This is a genomic window from Acinetobacter sp. ANC_7504, from assembly GCF_056779995.1.
This window is the reverse complement of record NZ_JBWYIZ010000006.1, coordinates 105,994-132,772: the sequence shown is the minus strand read 5'-3', so window position 1 is coordinate 132,772 and position 26,779 is coordinate 105,994. Positions and strand designations below refer to the sequence as shown.

Below are 26,779 nucleotides of genomic sequence, written 5' to 3'. Positions count from 1 at the left end.
TTTATCGATGTGATTTAGCAAGCAACTGACTGATTAATCAAATTTTTTAAAAGTTGATGTAATTCATCAATGGAATCCACGACCGCAAGTGGATGATATTGCTGTAGTACCTCAGGTACATGAACGCCATACGTCACCCCTACACTTGGCATACGAATATTCAATGCCATTTCAAGATCGTATGAAGTATCTCCTACCATTATCGCTTGATCTGCATTAAAACCAGTTTCGGCTAAAATTTCAGCCAACATCAACGGATCTGGTTTTGATTTTGTTTCACTGGCTGCACGTGTCGCTGAAAACAAACTCACACTCTGAGTTTGCCCCAGTACTCGATCTAGCCCCTTACGACTTTTTCCTGTCGCAACAGCCAAATGAATACCTGACTCTTTGAGATCATGCAACATTGCAGCCACACCATCAAACCAACGATCATGTTTCGAGTGCTCAACATAATGCGCTGAATAAGACTGTAAAATTGCCTCGTGTAAATCAGGAACCTGAGGAAATAAAACCTGCGCTACTTCAGGTAATCCTAAGCCAATAATGCTTTTAGCATCCTCATCAGTCAAAGGTTGATTAAATTGTTTGGCGGCAAATTTTAAACTTTCAACAATTTGACCCACTGAATCAAATAAGGTGCCATCCCAATCAAAAATAATGAGTTTTACCGCTGATGTCATATTTTGTATCCTAATTTTGATCGGGTAGATGCCATTTAAATATCATATTGACATATTAAGATCTCATCGTTGCATGACCTCGTCATGACACAATGATTCAATCCTTACACAACCACTGAGACGCAATCAGTCTTGTTGAGACTGCACTACAGGTTTATCCGCTTTTTGTGCGCGAAGTTGTGCAACCAGGCTTTGCATATCCTCAGGCAATGGTGCTTCAATTACTGGATATCCAGGAATCTCTAAGCGCATTGCGTGTAAACATAAACGACGTGGTTTAGGTCCACGATATTCCGTCTCATGCCCGTACTTTTCATCACCCACCAAGGGATGACCAATACTGAGTCCATGTACGCGAATTTGATGTGTACGACCAGAAAGCGGTGATGCATACACGAGTGATGCATGCATAAAGCGTTCTGCTACCTTCCATTGGGTTTTTGAAGGCTTTCCTTCTTTAGATACACGCACTCGACGTTCACCATTGGCTAACTCATAGCGATGTAATGGTGCATCGATTAATTGGGAATCTAGTGTTACTTGGCCTTTCACCACAGCAGCATAAGTTTTTTGAATCTTGTGTTCACGAAGCATATCTTGAAGTGTTTTTAATACGCTACGCTTTTTAGAAATCATCACCAAGCCTGAAGTATCTCGGTCAATACGATGGATCAGTTCTAAATATTTTTTCCCTGTCGCTGCGCGTAAGCCTTCAATTAAGCCATACGCCACACCACTTCCACCGTGCACCGCAATCCCAGAAGGTTTGTTCACCACTAAAAGACCTTCATCTTCATAAACCACACGGCTTAACAAGCCCTGCGCGACTTTGTCTGATACTGGAGCTTGAGATTCATCTTTTTGTTCATAACGAATCGGTGCAACACGGATTTGATCACCAATATTTAATTTGGTTTCCGCTTTCACACGCTTTTTGTTGACCCGCACCTGACCTTCACGAATTAAACGATAGATTCGACTTTTCGGTACTCCTTTAAGACGAGCGAATAGAAAATTGTCGATGCGTTGCCCCAATTGGTGCTCATCCACTTCAAACCAAGTGACGCTTTGCCATTCTTGCGTAGAATTCATACAGTTACGTTGACCTAAAAAAATACTAAATTCGATTAAAAACTGATCATTTAGACTACCCAATTGACTAGAAATGTCTGTGTAGCCCATAGGCAGATGATCTAAGGTTTGCTATAGTCAGCGCACGGATACCGCCGTAAGTGAACATTTGTTTAGAGATTTCAAAATTTTGAAATTCAAACTAAATTTTTGTTTAGCATAAACTCGGAATGGTCCCAAAAGAATATGCCAACGCCGAAGGCTTATTATATCGGCAAAAAGACAAACTGTTGCGTTTAATTGTGCTTTTGCACATAAATCAGTTTGTTTAAAAAAATATGTCGCCAACAATTATGTTGGTTTTTAAACGTTAACTGATACACATCAGAATAGTCGCAACCTGATTTCTCATTCAGGCTATAACGTTAGATGCATTGGATCTGCACAATTTGTAAAGATACGACGATAATTCCGTATCAAGACACTCTATCAAAAAATTGAAGAGATGATCTTCGAGCAATGTGACAGTGAAAGTAACGAACATCCAATGCACCGTTAGTCCGCCAGTGAATGTTCAGGCTTCTTTAATCAGTGACAGGATTAAAGCCGTATTGCCATCATCAATACGTGAATCAAAATACCGAAGCCCATCAATAAAGGCCGGTAATACACTTAGATCAAACTGATTATGGTGATCTAGGAATTGATCCATGCGGGTTGATGTTCGCTACGTAAATCGCGATGTTTTTGCTTGTGTATCACTATTAGGTGTTACACCCATGAAACGTATGTTGATCAATGCAACACATGCCGAAGAAGTTCGCGTTGCACTCATCACTGGTCACCGTCTTTACGATTTCGATTTAGAAAATCGTACTCGTGAACAAAAGAAAGCCAATATCTACAAAGGTCATGTGACTCGCGTTGAGCCATCTCTTGAAGCTGTGTTTGTAGAATATGGTGCAGGCCGTCAAGGCTTCCTTTCAATGCGTGAAATCGCAAACTCATATTACAAAGCTGACCCTCGTCAAACTTCAAACATTCGTGAGTTAATCACTGAAGGTACTGAGCTTTTAGTTCAAGTTGAAAAAGAGGAACGTGGCAACAAAGGCGCTGCTCTCTCAACTTTTATTTCCCTTGCTGGTCGTTACTTGGTCTTAATGCCAAACAACCCGAAAGGTGGTGGTATTAGTCGTCAAATTTCTGGTTCAGTTCGTGAAGAATTGAAAGAAATGTTGGCGTCTTTAAATGTACCTCGTGGTATGAGCGTGATTGTACGTACTGCAGGGATTGGTCGCTCACAAGAAGAGCTGCAACTTGATCTTCAGCACCTTCTCGATCTTTGGGCACGCATCCAAAGTACAGCAAATTCTGGACCTTCTCCAATGTTGGTTCATCAGGAAGCTGGTGTAGTTACTCGTGCAATTCGCGACTATTTACGTGATGATGTTGCAGAAATTTTAATTGATTCTGAACAAGCTTATAACGAAGCCTATAACTTTGTTAAAGCCGTGATGCCGAACCAATTAGACAAGTTAAAAACATATACTTTGAATGAGCCTTTATTTGCTCATTTTGGTATCGAAAGTCAAATTCAAACAGCTTACGAGCGTGAAGTTAAGCTTCCTTCTGGTGGTTCAATTGTCATTGACCAAACAGAAGCATTGGTTTCGATCGATATTAACTCTGCAAAATCTACTCGTGGTCACGATGTAGAGGAAACTGCGCTTAGTACTAACTTAGAAGCAGCAGAAGAGATCGCTCGCCAACTTCGCTTACGTGATATCGGTGGTCTGGTCGTGATTGACTTCATTGATATGACCAAAGAACGCAATCAACGTATGGTTGAAGCGAAACTGCGTGAATCAACTCAAAGTGATCGTGCACGTATCCAGTTCGGTCAATTGTCTCGTTTCGGCTTAATGGAAATGAGTCGCCAACGTTTACGCCCTTCTTTAGAAGAAGCGACTGGCTATGTATGTCCACGTTGTCATGGCACAGGTATGGTTCGTGACTTGCGTTCTCTTTCACTTTCAATCATGCGTAAAGTTGAAGAAATTGCACTTCGTGAGCGTCAAGGTGAAGTTCAAGTAGAAGTTCCTGTTGAAATTGCAGCATTCCTTCTCAATGAAAAACGTCATAGCCTCGTATATTTGGAGCAAACTTCAAATGTACGTGTGACTGTACTCCCTCACCCGCATTTAGAAACGCCACATTACGAAATCTCGTATAATCCTGAAGGCTTTGCACCAACCAGCTATGAACGTACTGAAGCGACTCGTTCTAGTGAAAAAGAGTTGGGTTATGAGTCTTCAGAATGGCACTTAGAAGAAGAGCATACAGCTCCACCTACGCATGCCCCTGTAACGCAGGAAAAAGGCAATAAGCGTCATAAAAATAACCAAAATGCTACACAACCTGCGGTAGCGCAAAAAACTGCCCCAGCAGTAGCTGCTCCAGCAACTAGCCCATGCGCATGGTTAGAAAATCTGTTTGTTCAAAAACAAGCAAGTACGATTGATCAATCGCGTACGGCTAACTCTGCAGCGGCTGCAATTGAACAAATGGTGAACGGTGGTGCCGTAAGTCGTGGGCAATTCGGTCAAATTGCACCTGTAACACCTGTGGCAATTGAAGCATCTGCACCAGTTGAAACAAATGCGTATATTTCACATACGCCTGTTGCGAAAAATGATACACGCGACCAAGAACGTCAAGCTGAAAAAGACGAGCGTCCACAACGTCATAACAAGAAAAATCGCAATAAGCAACGTGACACACGCGAAGTTAACGCAGATCAACATGTGATTGAAGAAGTTGTACAGGCACCTCGCCATGAACAACGTCAAGACAATCGTCATGAGTCACGCAATGAAAACCGTCATGAGCAACGCCAAGAACAGCGTGATCAGAAACGTCATCAAAAGCGCCCTCAACAAAACGAGACAGCTTTCGAAGCACAAACTGAACAAGCTGTGCCACGTCGAGACCGTAATGCACAACGTCCAAATCGTCCAAATCGTCACCGCGATCAAAGTGTATTAAATCAAGAGCAATCTTCAGCACCTGTTGCTCCAGAAGCTCAAGTTAAAGTTGATTTAATTGATGTACCTCGTAATGATGAGCTTAAAACAGCGTTAGTGGTTAATGTTGATCAAGCACAAAGTGAGATTGTTGCATTAACGCCTGAAGTAGCAGCACCTGTAGCAACTGCTCCAGCACCTGTTGTGACAGACGCTGAAGTGTCAGCACCTCAAGTGGAAATTACGGTTGATGAACCTGTCATTGAAGCTGAGGTTAAACCTCAACAAGCACCACAACGTGCAAGTAACGACCCACGTCAACGTCGTCGTAACAAGCATCAACATGACCAGAAAGCAAAATCAGATGCGCCGAAGCTTCGCCCTTCACAAGTGCCAGCTTTAGCACAACATACGGTTTTAAGCTTAATTCAACATGTTTATGGTGCGGATTGCTCTGTATTGATTGAGCAGTTTGGATTAATTCCAACCTTCAATCGCGCATTGCAAAAGTTCACTGAACAGTATGCAGCGAGTTTAAATACTCAATCTGCTGAACCTGCTACTGAGAAAAAACCAGTAACACGTGATGTCGCTGTTCAACAAGCTCCAGCTGAAAAAGAGCCTGCACCTGTGTTGGACTTAACACCTCCAAAACCAGTGTCTGATAAGCGTGTTGCAAACGATCCACGTGAGCGTCGTCGTCTTGCAAAACTTGCAGCAGAGCAAGCAAAACAAGCGCGCCTTGAAGAAGTTGCAGCACAAGAAGCCGTGAAAGTTGAAGCACCTGTTACGGATGCTCCACAAGCAGCTGATGCAACATCTGAAGTTGCACATCAAGAAACAGCAACACAGACAGCTGAATTGACTCAATCTGAAGTGAAGACTGAAGAAAAAGTTCAAACTTCTTCACAACAGCAACCTGAAGAAAAATCTTCAGAATCAACTGAAGTTGCGTCTACAGAAGCAGAAACTGCGAAAGTTGAAGTGGCGGAAGTTGCCGTAAGTGCTGAGGATAAATCTGCACAAGCTGAAGCAGATAAGGATGATGCAGAACAGCAGGAAGAAGACAAACCTGTTCGTCCGCGTCGCCCTCGTGGTCGCCCACCAAAAAAAGCAACCCCATCAGCTGAGTAATTTGCTTAAACTACATTAGCTTTTGACAAACCTAGTCATTACGGTGGCTAGGTTTTTTTGTTATGGTCTTTGAAGTTTTGACTGAAAAATCCTGTTCAGAATTGATCAATTTTTCAAAATGGATAAGATATTCAGTGACAAAACCAAGTAAAAAACTTGCGAAAAATTAAAGACTAAACGGAATATCACAAAAAATAGGACCAGTATGAGCCAGACTTATCAAAACGATCTCATTGGAATCAAAGACGTAGCAGCACGACTCCCACATTTGGTCACGAAGTTGCCAAATATTCTTGTCGGGCTCAAACAGGCTTATTTACGTACCCCTAAAACGCCAGCAGGTCTTGCCCTCGCTTTTGAGCGTGCAGCGCAAAAAAATCCTCAAGGTATTGCGCTGTTATGTGAAGATCAGAAATATACCTACCAACAACTAAATGATTGGGCAAACCAAATTGCACACTACTACATCGCTAAGGGTGCAAAAAAAGGTGATGTGATTGCGGTCATTGTTGAAAACCGTAGTGAACTTATTGCCACCGTCATTGGTCTTGCAAAAATTGGGGTTGTTTCAGCGCTCGTCAATACGTCTCAAACAGGTAAGGTACTTACCCATAGTATTAATTTGGTTAAACCAATCGGCGTAATTGTCGGTGAAGAATGCCGTGAAGCTGTCGATGAAGTACGCGAACAACTGACTGTCGCAAAAGATAAGCTCTATTGGTTTGCTGATCAAAATACACGCCAAAATGCTGGTCAAGCACCTGAAGGCTATCATAATCTTGCACAAGAAATTTTATCTGAATCTAAAGATAATCTAGCTGAAACACATAAGGTGACTGGTGCTGACGGCTTATTCTACATCTATACGTCTGGCACAACAGGTTTACCAAAAGCCGTAGTCTTTACCAATAGTCGTTGGATGTTAGCGTATGGCACATATGGTCATGTCCTCAATCTAAATAAAGATGACGTTATGTATGTCACTTTACCGCTTTATCATGCTACAGGCATGGTGGTGTGCTGGTGTGGTGTAATTGCTGGTAGTTCGACACTAGCGATTCGTCGTAAGTTCTCAACCTCTTCTTTTTGGAAAGATGTTCAAAAATTTAATGCTTCAGCAATTGGCTATGTTGGTGAGCTATGTCGCTATCTTCTAGATGCACCTGAATCACACCAAGATCGCAATCATCGCGTCACCAAGATGATTGGTAACGGCATGCGTCCAAATATTTGGGATAAATTTAAAAATCGCTTTGGCATTGAAGAAGTGCTCGAACTTTATGCTTCAAGTGAAGGTAATGTCGGCTTTTCCAATATTTTAAACTTCGATAATACCGTAGGTTTCTCTCCTATTCCTTATGCCATCATCCAATATGACAAGGAAAAGGAAGCCCCTATTCGTGATGCAAAAGGTCATTGTATTAAAGTCAAAAAAGGTGAAACAGGCTTATTGATTGGTAAAATTACCAATCGCTCGCCATTTGATGGTTATACCGATCCAGAAAAGAATAAATCCTCGATCATGCATGATGTTTTTACCAAAGGAGATTCTTATTTCATCACAGGTGACCTCGTGCGAGATATCGGGTGCCGCCATGCTCAATTTGTTGACCGTCTCGGTGATACCTTCCGCTGGAAAGGTGAGAATGTCTCTACAACTGAAGTTGAAAATATTTGTAGTGATTATGAAAAGATCACAGAAGCAGTGGTATACGGCGTTGAGATTCCAAATACTAACGGTCGTGCAGGTATGGCAGCCATCACTTTAGCAGAAGGTGCTGAACTAAATGAGCAAGATTTATCCGATATGGCTCAGTTCTTTAAGAAGTCTTTGCCAAGCTATGCGGTTCCAGTGTTCTTACGTGTACAGAAAACACTCGAAACCACAGGAACATTTAAATATCAAAAGAGTAAGTTAAAGGAAGAAGCTTATTTTCCAGACAAAACTTCAGATCGTATTTTGGTTTTATTACCAAATGAAGATGCATATTGCGATTTAAATGAAGAGATTCTGAAAAATATTGAGCAGTATAAATATCGTTTTTAAGCTAAAATCGATTGTTTTTTGGCTAGAAAACACGAAATTGTGTCATTTCTAGCCAAACGTAACAAAGTTTTATATTTTTTACTTGCGCTACTCAAATAACTTGCTAAAATACGCAACATCAAAACGAGATGGGTCGTTAGCTCAGTTGGTAGAGCAGCGGACTTTTAATCCGTTGGTCCCGCGTTCGAGTCGCGGACGACCCACCACTTATTTTGAAACCCCTATGGGTCGTTAGCTCAGTTGGTAGAGCAGCGGACTTTTAATCCGTTGGTCCCGCGTTCGAGTCGCGGACGACCCACCAGATTCTTAAAAAAGCCTTTCATCTTGAAAGGCTTTTTTATTGCCTGCAATATAATACAAGCTACCCTCATAGAGGATCAATTCTTATATCTTCAAAGCTTTTGACGTTGCAAAGTATATGCACGTGACGGAAGCGGATTGTCTTTAAAGAAAGTTTGGTTCACTTCCGTTGCATTGGCAATTTTATCAAGATCCATGACCATATTACCCTGCTCATCCAAATCGTAAAAAAACTGAACCCCACTCTCTCTCAAAATAATGATTTGATGGTGATGCGGATCATACAACCAACGATCTTGGCGATATTGACGTTGCGTTGTAAATTCAACCTTACCACGATGCATAAAAATACGATGAGCTGTGCCATCAGCCAATAAATTGATAATAAACTCAGCTTCACCCTTATCACAACGAGCAAAGCCATCATCACATTGCATGGTGGTTTGGTAGCGACCTACAAATTTCTGCCATTCTTTAGCAACAGACTGCGGTGTTGTATCCGCATTCTCTTGAACTGGAGGCCGTGCCTTACCTGCGACATTCGTTAATGAGTTAGAAGACTCAGGCGTATGCGACTCCTGAATTTGGTTGATGTGTTCAATATGTGGCGATTCATTCTGGCTACATGCCGCAAGTGCAATATTCATGATGGCGATAATGCTGAACATTGAGATTGAATGAACTTTAAAATTTAAATTCATCATTTTATATCTTGAGCCATTTCATAAATTGCGATGTATAAAAATATTATCCTTATAAAATAGGGATATACAAGTATTAGACTGATCTGACTATTTATGCAGAACCTATACCACATCAAGGTTTTATCTTTTTCATTACATAAAATTACGATATTTTTTGAATAATCTCCTTTAAAACTAAAAATTATTCTCCATATAAAATGTATAGACAAACGTTAAAGAAAAATTGCGAAGTCTATTTCATGACTATTTTAGGTTCTAAAGGAGAACTCAATGGCCAATGTTGGTTTATATCGCTCAAACCGCTCTAACATGATTGCTGGTGTGATGGGCGGTATTGCTGAACGTTTTGGTTGGAATGCGAATTTATTACGAATTATTTTTGTTCTAGTGTCAGTGATGAGCGCTGCATTTCCAGGAATTTTAGTGTACTTAGTGCTTTGGTTAGTGATGCCAAAAAATAAAGTTCAGCACGAACATTCAAATACTTATGATCGTCCAATGCGCACTGTACATCAGGACAGATCTCCGCTTTAACTTGAGTTTACCCTCAATCACCCACACAACCTCGGGTGAGTTTTTCAACACGATAATTTCCCCCAATTATCGTGTTTTTTTTATTCTCATTTTGCATCTTTCTCAAAATAGCGCTAACTTGAACAAAACAATAAATATGGACAATCAATGGCACAGTCGGAGTGGATGGTATTGTGGCTATGCGCACTGGCCGCATTATTACATGGCCTGAGCGGTTTCGGCTTTCCCATGATGAGTACCGCTGTACTCTCTACTCAACTCCCGCTCAGCCTCGCTGTCACTTTGGTCATTCTTCCCTGTCTCATTTTAAATTTAATTCTGCTAACTGCTCACCCTCAGTATTCAATATGGCAGAGCATTCAACACTACAGCATAAGATTTTTTCCCCTTATTCTAAGTAGCTTAGTTGGCAGTCTGCTTGGGGTGAAACTTTTATTGTGGCTCAATGAAGGTTATTTAAAGCTTTTACTTGGCATGGTGATGGTACTGTATGTGATTGATCAATTACGACAACATTCATTCACCGTCAGCCCGTCAGTGCTCAATATGCTGATATTCGGTCTGTTAGCAGGCATTATCGGTGGTGCTACCAATGCAATGGCACCATTTCTAATGATGTATTTACTCAGCTGTCAGCTGAGTAAAACCGATATTGTGATCGTGAGTAATTTAAGCTTTATCGCCAGCAAATTGATACAACTCCTTCTACTTTACCCAATTTTGGTCAATATTGATGAGCATCAACAACTTTTAGTCATGTTGATCTGTGTTTTTGCAATATTTGGGGTATGGATCGGAGGACGGATCAGGCAACACATCTCTCAACAGTTTTTTAAAAATACAGTATTGATCCTATTACTTTTGCTCGGTATTCAAGCCCTGTGGCAAAGCTATAATTTATTAGAACAATCGATTTCATTGTTTAAATAGTATATTTTGAAAAGTGATAAGGATATTCATTCTTCAGAATTAAGAAGTTTAATACATGCAACTATAAAACCTATAGCGATATTCAAAAGGAGCGAATATGACGGAACAACTCGCGACCCCGACCAACATGATGCCAAAAGGGCTGATCAAAGGTTGGGTGTTGATACTGATCGCCGCTTTTATTTCTTATGGACTCTATCAAGTCTTACCCTATGATGAAAACGCCAATAAAGGGTTGGCATTACTTTGCTTTATCGGCATTTTATGGCTGACTGAGGCCATCCATATCACGATTACCGCCCTATTGGTACCCGTACTCGCGGTTCTTCTCGCGATGCCTATGGCTAAAGGCGATGAGCTTATACCAATCACAACACAAGCGGCATTAGCTACATTTGCAGATCCTGTGATTTTTTTATTTTTTGGTGGCTTCGCATTGGCGACCGCTTTGCATATTCAAAAGCTGGATAAAAAAATTGCGATGTGGATCATCTCTATGTCTGGTGGTCATCTCGGCATCTCTGTAATAGCGATTTTTGCTGTAACAGCACTTTTATCTATGTGGATTTCAAATACGGCGACTGCAGCAATGATGCTTCCACTTGCCCTTGGTTTACTTTCACATTTAGATGTCAGTCGAGATCGAAAAACATTTGTTTTTATCCTGTTAGGTATTGCCTATTCTGCAAGTATTGGTGGCTTAGGGACCATGGTTGGCTCTCCACCAAATGCAATCGCGGCTAAGGCTTTAGACTATGATTTTGCAGATTGGATGAAAATCGGTTTACCGATGATGCTGCTCATTTTACCTGCCATGCTCTTGAGTCTCTATCTGGTACTTAGACCTAAGCTCAACCATAAAGTCCAATTTGTGACTGAGGATATCCCTTGGACAGGAACTCGAATTGCAACAATGATATTGTTTGTCTGCACAGCTATCGCTTGGATCTTCAGTAAAAAGCTCACCGATACTTTTGGTATCACTCAACCTGATACCTGGATTGCTGTGTTAGCAGCATGCTTGGTCGTGATTATCGGTACTGCAACATGGAAACAAGTCGCTGAAAATACGGATTGGGGCGTTTTATTTTTATTTGGCGGTGGTTTAACCCTCAGTGCAATTTTAAAAGATTCAGGCAGTTCATTGGTGCTTGGTCAAACCCTAGCCAATGCCTTTGGTGATGCCTCCCCACTCCTCATTATTTTCGTCGTTGCTACGTTCATTATCTTCTTGACTGAATTCACCAGTAACACTGCATCTGCTGCACTGTTAGTACCAGTCTTTGCAGCGATTGCCGATCAAATGGGTATGCCCAAGGAAATTTTAGTTATTGTGATCGGCATTGGTGCTTCTTGTGCATTTATGCTTCCTGTTGCGACACCACCAAATGCCATCGTATTTGGTACCGGACATATTCAACAGTCTGAAATGATGAAAGTCGGATTCGTCCTGAATATTATGTGTATTTTCATTGTTTCACTATTTATCTATTGGTTCTTTATCTGATCTAAATAAATGTTCAAAAAAGAAAAAAGCACGGTATCGTGCTTTTTTCTTGTCGATTCAAAACCAGTCTTTTATTTATTTTGCAACACCCAACCAAGTGAATTTTTGTGGTACGGCATCTAGCTTGATACTGCGTTCAATCTTGGCGGATTTCAAATCAATCTCATGAATCTGTTTCGTCACCACATTATTGATGAAAACACGATCTTGCTGACCATGCGCAATCAGCGCTGCCTTCGCGATCGCTTCTGAACCTTGCTCAATCACTTGAATACGATGTTTCACTATCCAAGACTCAGTATCTAAAATCACCAATTGCCCCAATGAATCGAGTATCACGAAATAATCGCCAGATTGGCTATACGTCTGTTGAAGACGTTTCACATTGGTATCTTTCTCAGTCCATGGAATTTGTTGAATCAGCTTATTTGCACCATTGATAATGAATAAATCAGGTGTAGCGGATGCCAATCCAACTAGCTCTTTCGCATTGGCTTGGCCAACGACTGTACCAATACGAACGTCCAACTTAATCTTCGAGTCTTTAAAAAGACCTGCAACACCATGCTCGACAAGTAACACGCCGTCTTCACAGCCAAATGCACTATAACCTTTAACCGATGAGGCTCCGTGCAAACCTGGACACGTATTTTGTAAATTATTTTGACCATGGAAATGATCACCATGCAGTTCGTAATTTCTCACCACACTTGCTAATGTTTCGCCTGATCCTGAATATGAACTCAATACATACTCACCCAACGGTTCAGCTACGCCATGATGTTTAAATGGCAGCTTTTGTGATGCCACATTTTTTGAAGCGATTCCTGCATCTGTAAATACATCAAATTTTGATGTTTCAGTCTCGCTACCATCATAAAAAATAGCAGCCTGCCCATTAAAATTCCGATAATGCGTAGGTGCAGCACCATTGAGTTGGAAGTTCAATAACTGAGGCGCAGCAGTTCCCTTATCACTTAAACCGCTGTCATAAAAATTAACAGTGCCACCAACTCGATCCATCAAGATGCCATAACGTGTACTTGGACTGCTATGTAACGCAAATGGCATCGTCTTCAGTTGTTTAACATCGATGACTTTTTGCTGTTCTAAATCGAATAAACTCAATTCTGGTCGATCGACTTGATCATTGATGATCAAAAGTCTCCCCTCTTGATTCACCACTGTTGTTGGTTTTTCAGGCGGATTATTCTGATTTGATTTGTTGTTATCGCTACCACCACATGCTGTCAGTAAAATAGCTGAAAGCAAAATGCTGATCTTTGGTAATTGGTTTTTCATGGAGATCATCTCTTATTATGACAATACATTACATTTGAAATGTTATAACATAACATTTATAACATAGTGATACAGAGATTCAAAGATTTATTCATTATCTCCGATGGAGTATTCCCAATGAGACGCCAAAAGTTAAAGTAAAAATGAAATCAACTGAGGTTTATTTCATGCCATCTGATTAAAAACTTCGACATCTAGGAAAGAACACTACAGATGTCTTTCTGCTCCAAGTATGCAAACTTTTTAGCAATTGAGTTGGCCGCACAAATTTATGGACTAACCTTTGCCACTCCCTGCTAAAGTCCTTATAATTGAGCGCAATTTTTCTCTAATTTTAAGTGGAAGACCATGAGTCGCGCCATATCGCATATTGATACTTTCCAAGGCTTAATTCTTGCCTTACAAAACTACTGGGCGGAGCAAGGCTGCGTCGTGTTACAACCTTACGACATGGAAATGGGTGCAGGTACATTCCACACTGCAACTTTCCTACGCGCATTAGGGCCTGAAACTTGGAACGCTGCATACGTTCAACCTTCACGTCGTCCGAAAGACGGTCGTTATGGTGAAAACCCAAACCGTTTGCAACATTACTACCAATTCCAAGTGGTACTTAAGCCAAACCCAGACAACATCCAACAGTTGTATCTTGACTCGCTTAAAGCGATCGGAATTGATCCGTTGGTACACGACATTCGTTTTGTAGAAGACAATTGGGAATCTCCAACGCTTGGCGCGTGGGGCTTAGGTTGGGAAGTATGGTTAAACGGCATGGAAGTGACGCAGTTCACTTACTTCCAACAAGTCGGTGGTGTTGAGTGCTACCCTGTTACTGGAGAAATCACTTACGGTTTAGAGCGTCTTGCAATGTACTTGCAAGGTGTAGACTCAGTTTACGATTTAGTTTGGACGAAAGGTCAGTTTGGTACAGTGACTTATGGTGATGTATTCCATCAAAATGAAGTTGAACAATCCACTTATAATTTTGAATACGCACCTGTTGATAAACTGTTTGAACTCTTCGACTTCTATGAAACTCAAGCAACACGTTTAATCGAAGCAAAACTTCCACTTCCTGCGTATGAGCAAGTGGTTAAAGCGTCGCATAGCTTTAACTTACTCGATGCACGTGGCGCGATTTCTGTGACTGAACGTCAGCGTTATATTTTACGTGTACGTACATTGGCGCGTTCAATTGCAAATGCTTATGTGGCTGCACGTGCGGAACTTGGTTTCCCAATGGCAGAACCAGCTCTACGTGATGAAGTATTGGCACAGTTAAAGGCACAAGTTGAAGCAGAAGCAAAATCTGAGGAGAGCAAATAATGTCTAAACATACCGTTTTGTTCGAATTAGGTTGTGAAGAACTACCACCAAAAAGCCTTAAAAAATTACGTGATGCACTGCAAGCTGAAACTGTAAAAGGCTTAAAAGATGCAGGTCTTGCATTCGACTCGATCGAAGCCTATGCAGCACCACGTCGTCTTGCCCTTAAAATCGTAAACGTTGATGGCGCGCAAGCGGACACGCAAAAACGTTTTGATGGCCCTGCGAAACAAGCTGCATTTGATGCTGATGGTAACCCGACTAAAGCTTTAGAGGGCTTTATGCGTGGTCAAGGCATCACGGTTGATCAAATCTCGATTTTTCAAGCGGGTAAAGTCGAAAAAGTTTGCTACTTAAAAGACGTGAAAGGTCAAAGCCTCGATGCTTTACTTCCACAAATTTTACAAAATGCATTGGACAATCTTCCAATTGCGAAACGTATGCGTTCTGCGGCAAGCCGTACTGAGTTCGTACGTCCTGTAAAATGGGTGGTATTGCTTAAAGACAACGACGTTGTTGATGCAATCATTCAAGATCACAAAGCAGGTAACGTAACGTTTGGTCATCGTTTCCATGCACCTGAAGCAATCACGTTGACTCACGCTGACGAATACTTAAGCAAGCTTAAAGCAGCTTACGTTGTGGCATCTTTTGAAGAGCGTCAAGCAATCATTGATAGTCAAGTTAAAGCATTGGCTGATGAAGTCAATGCCATTGCAATTGTGCCTGCGGATCTTCGTGATGAAGTAACTGCACTTGTAGAATGGCCTGTTGCACTTCGTGCAAGTTTTGAAGAACGCTTCCTTGCGGTTCCTCAAGAAGCATTGATTACGACGATGCAGGACAACCAAAAGTACTTCTGCTTAGTGAACAGCGATAATAAACTTCAACCGTACTTCATTACTGTGTCAAACATTGAGTCGAAAGACCCGACACAAATTATTGAAGGTAACGAAAAAGTTGTTCGTCCACGTTTGTCAGATGCTGAATTCTTCTTCTTACAAGACCAAAAACAACCGCTTGCATCTCGTAAAGAGAAACTTGCAAACATGGTCTTCCAAGCAGAATTGGGTACGCTTTGGGACAAATCGACACGTATTGCAAAACTCGCTGTTGCTTTAGCGCCAATTACAGGTGCAAAAGCGGAAGATGCTGAAAAAGCGGCACTTCTTGCAAAATGCGATTTAACTTCTGAACTTGTGGGCGAATTCCCAGAACTTCAAGGCATCGCGGGAACTTACTACGCACGTCTTGAAGGCGAAAATGATGAAGTGGCTGAGTCTTTAGGTGAGCAATACTTACCTAAATTTGCAGGTGACGTTTTACCAAAAACTAAAACAGGTACAACGATTGCTCTTGCGGATCGTTTAGATACGCTCACAGGTATTTTTGGTATTGGTCAAGCGCCGACAGGTTCTAAAGACCCGTTTGCACTACGTCGTTCTGCAATTGGTATCTTACGTCTTGTGACTGAAAACGAGCTTGATGTATCGATTGAAGATTTGATCAAACTTGCACTTGCTGCTTATGGCGATGTATTGAAAGATCATGATAAGACGCTAAATGATGCTGTTGCATTCCTTGAAGGTCGTTACCGTGCGAAATACGAAGACCAAGGCGTAGCTGTAGATGTGATTCAAGCGGTTCAAGCGTTGTCACCAAAATCACCACTTGATTTTGATAAGCGTGTAAATGCGGTAAATCACTTCCGTGCATTGCCTGAAGCGGCTGCGCTTGCTGCTGCAAACAAGCGTGTTGCCAACATTCTTGCAAAAGAAGCTGCGCCTGAAGGTCAAGTGGTTGAAGCAAACTTGGTTGAAGATGCTGAGAAAGCATTGTTCGCTGAACTTGCGAAAATCACGCCTGTGGTTGAGCCATTATTTGCTGCGAAAGACTACACTGCTGCGTTGTCTGCACTTGCTGCACTTCGTGCGCCAGTCGATGCATTCTTTGACGGTGTAATGGTGATGGCAGATGATGCTGAATTAAAAGCAAACCGTTTACGTATGCTTGCACAGCTTCGTGATTTGTTTACGAAAGTGGCTGATATTTCGGTGTTACAGCACTAAGTTGAATTTGAAATAAGCTTAAAACCCTGCTAGAAATAGTGGGGTTTTTTATTAAAAATTTTGAGTAAATTATTCCTATTTTTAATCATCCCATAAAAAGTAAGTTCCTCTTATCATATTTGACTATTGTGAGACATCTTAAAATAGGAAATCCAGAATGTTAGATACATGTATCAAAGCAGTGGATTTGATATTAGATGCAATATATTCAACAGGTGAAAGACACCAACTACTATCTGAATTTGGGATTCGTGAACCAGATAGCCCTATTTGGTCTAGCACACTTGGTACTTCAATCTATGTGAGAAATGAAAAAACATACTCTAAAGCTATTTTTTACATTAGACAAAATGGTGTTCCATATCTATCAGAACTTCCTATATCAGAACTAAAACGACAAGTAACTCAATTTTTAACAGAAAATTTCTGGTACATCAAAGACGGGGAATTTTCCCGTAATCCAAATTTATCCTACAACTTACAAATCCCTTTTAATGCAAAATTGCAATTAGCTAGGGCATTAATGATCTCACCGCTTTTTCAAACAACTCATATAATTTTTCTATACCCATTTAATTCCATTTCCACAGAAAATAACTTAAGGCTAGAAAGTTTTTTTATAGTAAATAGCTCTAATCTAAGCTCTAAAGATCTAAATATTTCTAATGATGACTTCAAGCAATTTAATTTTAATTATTATCCTAGCATTATTGATAATCAAATAAATCAAAAAAGAATATCGACATGGATTGGTATACATGCTCCAACAGAGAAAATTTCTCAGCGAATGTTATATGCACTTCTCGGTGCAATTTCCTTATTTGAAGACTCAAAAAAGAGATATTGCTTTAATGGCGAACCCAAAGATTCTGGGTGCGCTTATTTTCCAAACGATTATCAATATACTTATAAAGAGACCGCAGATTTACTACCAAGCTTATATTTCAAATTAAAAATTGGAAATGATCTATCAACTCATTTGAAAGATATCTCTAATTTTATGAGCTCTATGAGTAAAGAAAGCGAAAGGAGTATTTTAGCTTTAACTAATTTTTATAAAAGTTGGTTTGAAGATGAAGCTGGACAATATAGAACTCTTTGTACTTGTATTGAATCCTTAATTGAAGATACTAGTACTAAGAGTTCCCAAAAATTTAAAAATTTATGTCTACAATATTCAAATAAATTTGATAACAACCAAATCCGTCATTTACTAAATATTAGAGGCTCTATTGTTCATGGAAAAGCCCCTCACCTATCTGATAGCTCATACTATGACTCTTATTTTGAGACCTATTTATCGGAACCATTAGCCGATCTTTTAAATATTGTTGAAATCGTCTTAAAAGGTCATATTTTTAACATCTGAGAGTAAAAAATGAAATTTCTAAATTTTGTTATTGCATTATCAAGTAGCTTAACCCTTACAGCCTGTTCAACTACACCAACGAATCCAAACGCCCCTATCGTATTAGAACAACACAAAAACATCGCTGTTGAACCTGAAACTCAACACAATATTGCTCGCCTCATTAAACAAAAAGACAACTGCCTCATTGAATTTACAGGCAACTTTGAGACAGGCAAAGCTACTGAATACTGGTTCTTCCAAGGGGAAAAACTGATTTCAGCACATTCAAATTTAGATGCAGATGTCGAGAACAAACAAACCGTATTTGATATTCAAGATTCAGTAAAACAATCCAACTTTAACGCGCTAAAAAACCACTTTAACGCGCAAAATCTTCAACAGTGTGAACATTTCTAAGGCTCTAAACACCATTCATCTGATCATTCATAAACTACAACAGCACAATTGGCTAAAACCAACTGTGCTTTTTTATAAGTGGGGAGTATAAAGTGACTCGACCAGTGCCAAGTCTCACAAAAGATAGGTTTGAGTGAAAGGCTATCTCAGGTAGTTTCACATAAGATTAAAAAAATCGAATGATGCAAATTTCAATTATGACTTGGATTTGATTATACCTAAACCGTAAAGTGGCCATTTATGATTAGGTTTAATATTATTCACAATCATCGCAATCAATACTAAAGCCACAGATCCTAAAAGCACAGGAAATATGAGGAAATTCCATCCATAGCTGATTGAATCTGCTGTTAATAAAATGACCAATGGATTTGCTCCTGCTGGAGGATGCACACATCTAAAAATTTGCATTAAGGCAATCGCACAACCGACTGATAAAGCTACAGTCAAAATCGAATCAGGAAAAAACTTAAGAAAAAATAGACCGATAAAAGCAGAAATAAAATGACCGAAAATCACATTTCTAGGTTGAGCTAATGGCGACTGTGATACTGCATAAAGAATTACACAAGTTGCGCCAAAAGGCGCCATGATATAAATATTTCCCGTTAATTTACTCAACAAAAGTAGCAAAAAAATACTAATTGTTCCTCCAATAAAGCTCCGAATCATTTCGTGCGGTTTAGGAAAAGCAGTAAGTTTTTCTTTTCCTTCAAAAATTGAAATCATACTGATATCGCCTTTTTAATATTGTTTTAAAAGCATAATACAGATAAAATAAAAATAGTACAGATCTGTACTATTTTTATTTTCAGGATTGCAAGGATGTCAAAATCAGCATTAAAAATTCTTGATACAGCAGAAAAACTATTTAACCAAAATAGCTTTGTTGGCGTAGGTGTAGACTTAATTCGAAATCAATCAGGGTGTTCGAAAACCACGATGTACACGTACTACAAAAATAAGATGCAGTTGGTTGAATCCGTTCTCAAAGCTCGTGATGAAAAATTTAAAGAGAGTTTGTTTCAATATATCGGCAAATCAGAAGGTCTTGCGGCAATAAACAAAATTTTTGATTGGCATATGCAGTGGTTTCAACAAGACTCCTTTAAAGGATGCTTATTTGTTAGAGCTGTCGCTGAATCGAACCAAGACGATAAATCTATAATCTCAGTTGCTCAAAATCATAAGCAATGGATAAAAGAATTAATATCAACACATTGCTTGAATATGGGCCGGCAAGACTTATCCGAATTAATTTACACATTAATAGAAGGATTAATTAGCCGATTCTTGGTAGATGGATTTGATCCTCAACTTGGTGCTCTGATTAAGAAAAATATAAATCATCTATTCGAGCAATGACTTTGATTTAAAGCTGCGCATATTTTGCCTAAATCAGTATTGCTTCAGATATCAGAGTAAAAAAATTTGATTAATCACGATTTTTCATAAAGGTGAAAGTCTCACATAGCGCTGAGTTTCTACAGTTTCAATAAAAGCTCCTGATTGGCATAAATGCTCACAATTTATAATTTTCTTTAGAAATCAGATAGAAGAAATATCTTCTAAATTATGATTAAGTTATATACAGTTGTATTTTTTAAACTGACCCAATCAATATTTTTTTATATTAAAAATAAAATACTTAATCAAAACATCATTGCCAATCCGACAAACAGCAAGACCCCAACTTGTTAGTTAAACTAAACAGTGATACAACATCAAAGCCTAATCTGAATTATCTTTTTTGATCAGATTAGGAGACATAAAAATAAAATGAATGGAACGATTTGGCTTTATGCATATTTCATTCTTCACTCAAGCACGACTACAAAAATGAAAAACAAAAAGGAATTATGTAATGAAATTGCTAAATTCTTTCTATGCTGCTGTTGGCATCGGCGTCACGATACTTGCGACCACCATTGGCATAGCGAATAAAACAATTAATCCAACTCCAAATGTGACACCAGACTTAAGCTATTTAAGTCCTCAACCCGACCCAGTGACCTCCCCAGATGTCACACTCCCAGGTACTCCCGTTGCATTAAAAAACACTCGACTCGGAACTAGACAATCTCCGAGTCAACCTCAAGTCCCATTACTTTCCAATGCCAATGCTCAATGGCAATTGTATGATCGACCTGCTGAATATCCTAAGTCGGTGACCTTGCCAGCACAGTGGATTACCATGCGTGATGGAACGCGAATCGCCACTTATGTCACGCTCCCTGCCGATGAGTCAGGTCGTCCTATCAATGCAAAATTCCCTGTGATTGTTATTCAAACGGCCTATAGCGCAGGGGTTGCAGGTAAGGTTTCAGCAATAGCAGGTGGTGCAGACCCTGAAATGGTGAAACGTGGCTACGCAACAGTCGTTGCAGATGTTCGTGGAACAGGTAACTCTACAGGTAAGTGGGAAGCTTTTGGCAAAGTCGAACAACAAGATGCTTATGAAATTATTGACTGGTCAAGTAAACAAAGCTTCTCTGATGGAAATGTCGGCTTATATGGCGTTTCTTATTTAGGAATCACGGCGATACTGGGTGCAGCGACACAACATCCAGCGATCAAGGCAGCGTTCCCAATCGTACCTATGGGTGATGCGTACCGCGATATTCTTTTCAATGGTGGACAGCTAAATACGAACTTCATTCCACTTTGGATGAGTTTGATTACACTGTTGGGTACTTTACCGATTGATACCTTGGTTCAAGACCCGATTACTGGAAAACTGACCGCACTCGATAAAATTATTAACAGTACAGAATTCCAAATACCGCTTTTTGCCAATGCACTAAAAGGCAAAGCTGATGCCTTTGATAATGACTTTTGGCAAGAAAGATCGCTGTTAGAACAAGCCAATAATATTAAAGTTCCGACTTTTATTGTCGGGGGAACACGTGATTTGTTCCAACGCAGTGAACCGCTTTGGCATGAAGCATTAAAAGGTCATACCACAGTAAAAACCTTTATTGGACCTTGGGCACACATTCAAGCCGCACAACTTTTCCCAAGTTTGCCTAAAGGTAATGTACCGCGTTTAGACAAAATGCAACTTCAATGGTTTGATCAATATTTAAAAGGCATCAACACTGGCGCTGAAACTCTACCTAACGTCACACAATGGGTGCACGGTTATGAAGATTATGTCGTCAGTACGGATTGGCCGCATGTAGCATTAGAACCTGATCGTTTATTCTTAAATACACGTGGAAACCTTGCAAAAGATCGACCAACGTCAAGCTCTGGTGAAAACTACTTATTACAAGCGCCAACTTTCGGTTTATGCTCAAGTACCGTTGAACAAGTTCTCATTGGTGCAACGTCTATCCTACCGTTCCCATGTCTGGAAAATAGCAACTTGGCGAATATTCCTGCTTCAGTCTTTAACTCAGTACCTTTAACTGAAGACTATTATTTAAATGGACCGATACAAGCTGACTTGTGGATTTCATCCAGCTCTAAAGACAGTGGTTTAGTCGTACGTGTATCCGATGTGGACCCAAGAACGGGCAATGCTAAAACATTAAGCACGGGTATTATCACAGCGTCCATGCGTAAAGTTGACGAATCACGTTCTCGTTATATCAAAGGACAAATGATTCAACCTTGGCATACATTTAAAGCATCGGATATTCAGCCTTTAGACAAAAACAAGCCAGTCTTGGTCAATGTTGAGATTCCAGCAACTGCTGCGCTTATTCCTAAAGGACATCGTATTCAAATTTCGGTGGTTTCCAGTGATGTATGGAAAGGCGTTGCCCCATTACCAAGTTTAACTTCATCGCTTTTGGGATCGATTTCGATCTATTCGAATTCACAATACCCATCAAGCGTGGTTTTACCAAAAGTCCCGACTCAATATCTGAAGCATTAATTTTTAGATTTCTTATAAACAGCGTCTGAGCATGAATCCATGCTCAGACTTTTTTTATGTTGAATATATTGGTTTGATCAACACCTGTCTTAGAATCGGAGGATAAACTTTACTTTTAATTTTGTTGTCCACGATCCAATGCACACAATGTAGTGTTGTATCCTAAAAGCCTTTAAGCGATGCAAGATGAATAAAAATTGTAGCTTTAATCATTAAAACTGCCGAAGCACAACGTTACAGATACATTTCAACATTGAAACAGCCCCATCGCTCATGTAGTTTGCTTGGAAACTGATAAAAAATTCAAAAGTTTTGTACAGATGAGGCGATTGAGTCACAGCGCCACCCATACAGAACCGAGAAGAGGATCCTTCATGAACATAATGAAAACGATGCTGGTAAGTTGTATTACGCTATACTCAGCAACTACATTTGCTCAAGACTCTACTTTAACGGGCAACAATCCTGCTTACGGTGACAATCCAAATTTAGCCAAAGTACTTGCAGTCAAAGCACAAGAGACTTTGCAAAATACAGCCAACACCGTTGATGATGCGACCAAGCGTGGTATTGCTAAAATCAAACCATCCGTCGATTCAGCTTGGCAAAACACCAAAGAATTCACCAATGAAAAAGCGGTTGCATTACGTGACGGTGCTCGTCAAGGCGTAGATACAACTGTTAAATCTGTGCAGCATGTTAAACAGAACCTCGTCGGAGCAGGTGGTGTTCCCATCGAAAGAGGCAGTTTGAGTCAACCTAACCCAACGACAGCACCTGCTGCCATAGCCTCACCTGCTCAAACCACTGCATCGGTCGCTTTACACGTTCAAGAAAATTCAGTCAACCTTGAAACTGCGCAATCAGCCAACACCACGCTAACAAGTCAAAATCAAGCACCTGAAGCAGAACCGACCATTCAGCGTCAAAGTGTTGCTTTACCTAATAGTGGAGCTACCACCTCTAGTCCAGCTGTAGATGACAGTGATGCAGGTGTCCCACGTTAAACCATGTCGTTTTATTCAAACCTAAGTGGAGTTTATTTATTAGGTTGAGTTTATTTATATCTCTTCAAGAAAAAAGGTGCTTCTCACAGCACCTTTTTTATTACTTAACTTCAGTTAACTTGACGGATCGGTTGACCCGCTTTAAATGCAGCTGCGTTTTCCTGTACTTGTTGCACAATACGTTGACGTGCTTCAACACTTCCCCATGCACTGTGTGGTGTAATAATGAGATTAGGGATATCCGAATTCAATAACACATTGCCTTGCTGAGGCGGTTCTATACTCAATACATCAGTCGCTGCCCCTGCGATTCTCCGATTTATTAGTGCTTCCGCCAATGCTTGTTCATTCACAATGCCACCACGGGCACAATTAATTAAATATGCACTTTCTTTCATTAGACTGAATGCTTCCTCATCAATTAAGTCGCGTGTTGTTTCAGTTAATGGACAATGTAAGCTAATAAAGTCTGATTGACGCAGCAAGCTTTCTAAACTGACACGATCAGCGGCTGCAGGTCGTCCCGGTAAATGAGCCACAATCACCTTCATACCAAAGGCTTCAGCCAGCTTCGCTACTGCTTGACCAAGTTCACCATAGCCCAAAATCCCTAAGGTCTTACCATTCAATTCAGCAATGGGGAAATCTAATAAACAGAATTGTGATGCTTTATTCCATTCACCCGCACGAACTGCACGATCATATTGAATAAAAGACGTTGCCAAGTTCAGCATCAACATCATGGTATGTTGAGCTACAGCGGCAGTACCATATGCCTGACAGTTACATACCACAATGTTTTGAGCTTTTGCTTGGATTAAATCGACATTATTGGTGCCTGTGGCTGAAATTAAAATTAATTTAAGCTGCGGTCGTTGTTGCATCATGTCTGCCGTAATCACCACTTTATTGGTCACCACCACATCTACATCCGCAATGCGTTCAAGCACTTGATCTGGATCAGTGCGCTCAAAGAATGTTACCTCATCAAAGACTTGATACCACCCCGAAAAATCTAAATCATTCTGATCGAGAGAGAATTGATCCAAAAAAACAGCTTTCACGTTGAACCTCAGCAATATTGATCTGCATTTCGACTGCAAGATTTTCATGATAATTCAACTGATTGTAAGCTTAATTGTAGGTCAACAATAGCTGATTTGACTGGTTTTTTGTCTCAGATTGCGTCGTTGCTGCACGCTGTGCTTTTAGGGAAAATTGATCTTCTTTCAGCGCATTTAAATATGCCGTTGCCAAACGATACGCCTCCTCACAAATACGTTCAGAAATCCGATCTTCTGTGTAATAACCATGTTTCATACAAGTAAAGATCATTTCAATAATGATCAACATACTGTCAGGTTGTTGTGGTAAATAATCATCTACCCGAATTGCTTTAAGTGCATCTCTTAAATCTTGACTGAACTGTTTGAGTTCCATTTGATGACGTAAATACACTTGTCGGTTCAGTGGACCTGACAATATTAATAATCGTGCCACAGCAGATTCATTATAAAACTTGGCAGTGGTTTCAATCACAGCTGCAGCCACCATTCGACCATAAGCCGCCATACTTTCGTGCGGATGTTCGCGTATGACGTTTAAACCAGCTTCCTTGAGCAAGCTTACTAGTTTCTGCAAATGCAACTGTGCCATATGATGCAACAGATCATATTTTGTCGGAAAGAACTGATAAATACTCGCTCTTGGAATGTTTGAAGCATTGGCAATTTCAGGAATTGAAATTGACTCTAAGCCCATTTTAACTAAAAGTTTTTCAGCGGTTTGAATCACCTGCATAACACGACGATGTGTACGCGATTGTTTTGGAGGATTCATTCCTGTTTCAGTTTTTGCAATTTTCTTTTTATTCATTTGTCCCACCTAAATTCCATTTATATGGGTTTTTTTGTGCTCAAGTAGACACGTGAAAGATGCATGAATATTCCGATATTCATGAATACATCATCATTTGAATCATTCAAATTCGTTATATATTGCCTGATCTTAGCAACGAAACAGAGTCATTCCGTCGCTTTCGTTACAAAATAAACACGGGTAAATTTTAAACAATATCACTTTTTATGACAGATTGAGACCTATCACACACTCTATCTTTTTTACTTAAAGATAAAAAAAGCGCCGAAGCGCTTTGATCAATAACTATGAAAAATTCAGCCTTACTCCACTGAAAATTTTTCTGCTTCACCAACAGTATCTGATTCAAAAATACAGTTTCCTAACTCATCGCAGTGCATATAGAGATGCTTATAACTGATGCTAAAGAAACCTTCGCCCTTTTTCACAATCAAAGGGCTCATATCCGCACTGAGCGCATCATCCATTTTGATCAATTTGGTGACACGGCGATCATTCATACAAATGAGATAGTGCTGTTTTTTAATTTCAATCTGGGCCAATCCAGTACTTTCCACATGTAATGGAATAATATACTTACCATTAATATCAATCACATGTTGTTCATAGCTTTCTAGTTTTTGGGTGATCACGTTAAAGACCAACACTTTGCCAAAGCTATCATGAAGTTGTGTTTTATTTTCAAACGGCAAATGAATCGAAATACCGAGCTTTTGTAGATCTTGTTCATCTACTCGTTTGTTGGTCAGTAAAATACGGGTAATCGTCTGTTTAAGACTGGCATCAAAAAAGCTACTGTCTAGTTGTAGATCGATGGTTTTTAAAATATTACCTAATGCTTCATTGTGGGTGCCAAGCAGATGTGCGATCACGCTTCGATAGTAAAATTTACTGTTCTTTTTAACTGCTCGAATCTGGCGATAAAAGTAGGTTACATCAAATTCATGTTCAATAAAATCATGCAATAACGCAGAATTTGCTAATACAGCAACCGCATCATGACCCGTATAAGGTAAATGAAGTGTATTGAGTTGAGGAATAAGTGGCTTAATCTTTTCATAGTGCTCGCGATCCAGATCAAAGTAAGGATCATAAACCACGATATATTCTGCATCGGACGCAATATCTGTCGCGTCAATTTGCATGTCAGCATTGACCTTAGGATCGTAAAAATCAGTATAACGGCGGTCTTCAATTTCAGCAGGATTAATTGAATATTGTGGCACCATAGAGACCACACGTGCTGCGCCCAATAGCTTACTGTACTTAATCGCTGCGTAGCCACCCATAGAACCACCATAAGCCACGACACGCTGAAATTGATTCAACAAAGGCGATATTTGCTCGATCAAAGCTTGCATGCTCTGTGATGGGAACCATGACTTTTGTTTTGGCATGATACCTATGACATTGTAGTCATATTTGGCTAAGGATTTTTCAGCATTAATGGCATTGCCCTTGGCACGACTGATCAAGTCACCAAAAGAGAGAACCAATGTTTCTGTTGTTCCTTTTAAATAAATTGCTCTGATGTGTTCGTCTTCAAATACTATTTGCTTATCCATTGCAATTCCAAAAAAGGGTTCTCATCATCTGGTTTGCAAAATGAATCA

The 26,779-nt window shown here is 40.0% G+C and carries 21 protein-coding genes and 2 tRNA genes; 14 read left to right on the top strand and 9 right to left on the bottom strand.

Features of this window, described 5'->3' with window-relative positions; all coding sequences use genetic code 11:
• Positions 1-14: 14 nt before the first annotated feature.
• The 3 genes from AC1M9F_RS08545 to AC1M9F_RS08535 form a co-directional block, all read right to left on the bottom strand.
• Positions 15-683 carry an HAD family hydrolase gene (locus tag AC1M9F_RS08545; RefSeq protein ID WP_481597545.1) on the bottom strand — a complete coding sequence of 223 codons (669 nt, stop codon included), beginning with the start codon at positions 681-683 and terminating at the stop codon, positions 15-17.
• 126 nt (positions 684-809) lie between these two features.
• A complete protein-coding gene (locus AC1M9F_RS08540; RefSeq protein ID WP_035264199.1) occupies positions 810-1,775 on the bottom strand; it encodes an RluA family pseudouridine synthase in 966 nt (321 codons plus the stop codon).
• A gap of 553 nt (positions 1,776-2,328) precedes the next feature.
• Complete coding sequence (locus AC1M9F_RS08535) at positions 2,329-2,466, bottom strand: hypothetical protein (RefSeq protein ID WP_179998737.1); 138 nt, start codon at positions 2,464-2,466, stop codon at positions 2,329-2,331.
• 67 nt (positions 2,467-2,533) lie between these two features.
• On the opposite strand from AC1M9F_RS08535, the gene AC1M9F_RS08530 reads away from it, so the two are divergent.
• The 4 genes from AC1M9F_RS08530 (at position 2,534) to AC1M9F_RS08515 (ending at position 8,259) form a co-directional block, all read left to right on the top strand.
• Entirely contained in the window at positions 2,534-5,911 is a 3,378-nt protein-coding gene (locus AC1M9F_RS08530) for an Rne/Rng family ribonuclease (RefSeq protein ID WP_481597563.1), read from the top strand.
• A 205-nt stretch (positions 5,912-6,116) separates the two neighbouring features.
• Positions 6,117-7,958 (top strand): long-chain-acyl-CoA synthetase, encoded by a 1,842-nt coding sequence (locus AC1M9F_RS08525; RefSeq protein WP_481588638.1) that lies wholly within the window; start codon positions 6,117-6,119, stop codon positions 7,956-7,958.
• Between the two features lie 130 nt (positions 7,959-8,088).
• A tRNA-Lys gene (locus AC1M9F_RS08520) sits at positions 8,089-8,164 on the top strand.
• A gap of 19 nt (positions 8,165-8,183) precedes the next feature.
• Positions 8,184-8,259: transfer RNA gene (locus tag AC1M9F_RS08515), tRNA-Lys, on the top strand.
• A gap of 91 nt (positions 8,260-8,350) precedes the next feature.
• On the opposite strand, the gene AC1M9F_RS08510 is transcribed toward AC1M9F_RS08515, so the two are convergent.
• Positions 8,351-8,962 (bottom strand): hypothetical protein, encoded by a 612-nt coding sequence (locus AC1M9F_RS08510; protein ID WP_481588637.1) that lies wholly within the window; start codon positions 8,960-8,962, stop codon positions 8,351-8,353.
• A gap of 270 nt (positions 8,963-9,232) precedes the next feature.
• Between AC1M9F_RS08510 and AC1M9F_RS08505 the strand changes: the two genes are divergently transcribed.
• The 3 genes from AC1M9F_RS08505 (at position 9,233) to AC1M9F_RS08495 (ending at position 11,933) form a co-directional block, all read left to right on the top strand.
• Positions 9,233-9,496, top strand: coding sequence for a PspC domain-containing protein (locus AC1M9F_RS08505; RefSeq protein ID WP_179998741.1), 264 nt, complete (start codon positions 9,233-9,235; stop codon positions 9,494-9,496).
• A gap of 147 nt (positions 9,497-9,643) precedes the next feature.
• Positions 9,644-10,426, top strand: a complete 783-nt coding sequence (locus AC1M9F_RS08500) for a sulfite exporter TauE/SafE family protein (protein ID WP_481592236.1) — start codon at positions 9,644-9,646, stop codon at positions 10,424-10,426.
• A 97-nt stretch (positions 10,427-10,523) separates the two neighbouring features.
• Positions 10,524-11,933, top strand: coding sequence for an SLC13 family permease (locus AC1M9F_RS08495; protein ID WP_481597544.1), 1,410 nt, complete (start codon positions 10,524-10,526; stop codon positions 11,931-11,933).
• A gap of 75 nt (positions 11,934-12,008) precedes the next feature.
• Here AC1M9F_RS08495 and AC1M9F_RS08490 read toward each other — a convergent pair whose 3' ends face one another.
• Positions 12,009-13,235, bottom strand: coding sequence for a hypothetical protein (locus AC1M9F_RS08490; RefSeq protein WP_481597543.1), 1,227 nt, complete (start codon positions 13,233-13,235; stop codon positions 12,009-12,011).
• A gap of 348 nt (positions 13,236-13,583) precedes the next feature.
• Here AC1M9F_RS08490 and glyQ point away from each other — a divergent pair, with 348 nt between their 5' ends.
• The 4 genes from glyQ (at position 13,584) to AC1M9F_RS08470 (ending at position 18,398) form a co-directional block, all read left to right on the top strand.
• Positions 13,584-14,561, top strand: coding sequence for a glycine--tRNA ligase subunit alpha (glyQ, locus tag AC1M9F_RS08485; protein ID WP_481597542.1), 978 nt, complete (start codon positions 13,584-13,586; stop codon positions 14,559-14,561).
• Entirely contained in the window at positions 14,561-16,630 is a 2,070-nt protein-coding gene (gene glyS / locus AC1M9F_RS08480; RefSeq protein ID WP_481597541.1) for a glycine--tRNA ligase subunit beta, read from the top strand. The genes glyQ and glyS overlap by 1 nt, the downstream gene beginning before the upstream one ends.
• 157 nt (positions 16,631-16,787) lie before the next feature.
• Positions 16,788-17,999, top strand: a complete 1,212-nt coding sequence (locus AC1M9F_RS08475) for a hypothetical protein (protein WP_481597540.1) — start codon at positions 16,788-16,790, stop codon at positions 17,997-17,999.
• A gap of 9 nt (positions 18,000-18,008) precedes the next feature.
• A complete protein-coding gene (locus tag AC1M9F_RS08470; RefSeq protein WP_481597539.1) occupies positions 18,009-18,398 on the top strand; it encodes a hypothetical protein in 390 nt (129 codons plus the stop codon).
• A 195-nt stretch (positions 18,399-18,593) separates the two neighbouring features.
• On the opposite strand, the gene AC1M9F_RS08465 is transcribed toward AC1M9F_RS08470, so the two are convergent.
• Complete coding sequence (locus tag AC1M9F_RS08465) at positions 18,594-19,127, bottom strand: HPP family protein (RefSeq protein ID WP_481597538.1); 534 nt, start codon at positions 19,125-19,127, stop codon at positions 18,594-18,596.
• A 96-nt stretch (positions 19,128-19,223) separates the two neighbouring features.
• Here AC1M9F_RS08465 and AC1M9F_RS08460 point away from each other — a divergent pair, with 96 nt between their 5' ends.
• The 3 genes from AC1M9F_RS08460 to AC1M9F_RS08450 all read left to right on the top strand — a co-directional run bounded on the left by AC1M9F_RS08460 (position 19,224) and on the right by AC1M9F_RS08450 (position 23,288).
• Complete coding sequence (locus AC1M9F_RS08460; RefSeq protein WP_481597537.1) at positions 19,224-19,763, top strand: TetR/AcrR family transcriptional regulator; 540 nt, start codon at positions 19,224-19,226, stop codon at positions 19,761-19,763.
• A gap of 499 nt (positions 19,764-20,262) precedes the next feature.
• Complete coding sequence (locus AC1M9F_RS08455; protein ID WP_481597536.1) at positions 20,263-22,281, top strand: CocE/NonD family hydrolase; 2,019 nt, start codon at positions 20,263-20,265, stop codon at positions 22,279-22,281.
• Positions 22,282-22,655: 374 nt separating this feature from the next.
• A complete protein-coding gene (locus tag AC1M9F_RS08450) occupies positions 22,656-23,288 on the top strand; it encodes a hypothetical protein (protein ID WP_481597535.1) in 633 nt (210 codons plus the stop codon).
• Positions 23,289-23,398: 110 nt separating this feature from the next.
• On the opposite strand, the gene AC1M9F_RS08445 is transcribed toward AC1M9F_RS08450, so the two are convergent.
• From AC1M9F_RS08445 to AC1M9F_RS08435, 3 genes are all read right to left on the bottom strand, one after another.
• The gene (locus AC1M9F_RS08445) at positions 23,399-24,352 is read right to left on the bottom strand and encodes a 2-hydroxyacid dehydrogenase (protein ID WP_481597534.1); all 954 of its coding nucleotides are present in this window, start codon (positions 24,350-24,352) and stop codon (positions 23,399-23,401) included.
• Between the two features lie 70 nt (positions 24,353-24,422).
• Positions 24,423-25,163: a TetR/AcrR family transcriptional regulator gene (locus tag AC1M9F_RS08440; protein WP_092766779.1), complete on the bottom strand. Its 741-nt coding sequence runs from the start codon at positions 25,161-25,163 to the stop codon at positions 24,423-24,425.
• A gap of 305 nt (positions 25,164-25,468) precedes the next feature.
• Positions 25,469-26,731, bottom strand: a complete 1,263-nt coding sequence (locus AC1M9F_RS08435; RefSeq protein ID WP_481597533.1) for a hypothetical protein — start codon at positions 26,729-26,731, stop codon at positions 25,469-25,471.
• Positions 26,732-26,779 lie beyond the last annotated feature (48 nt).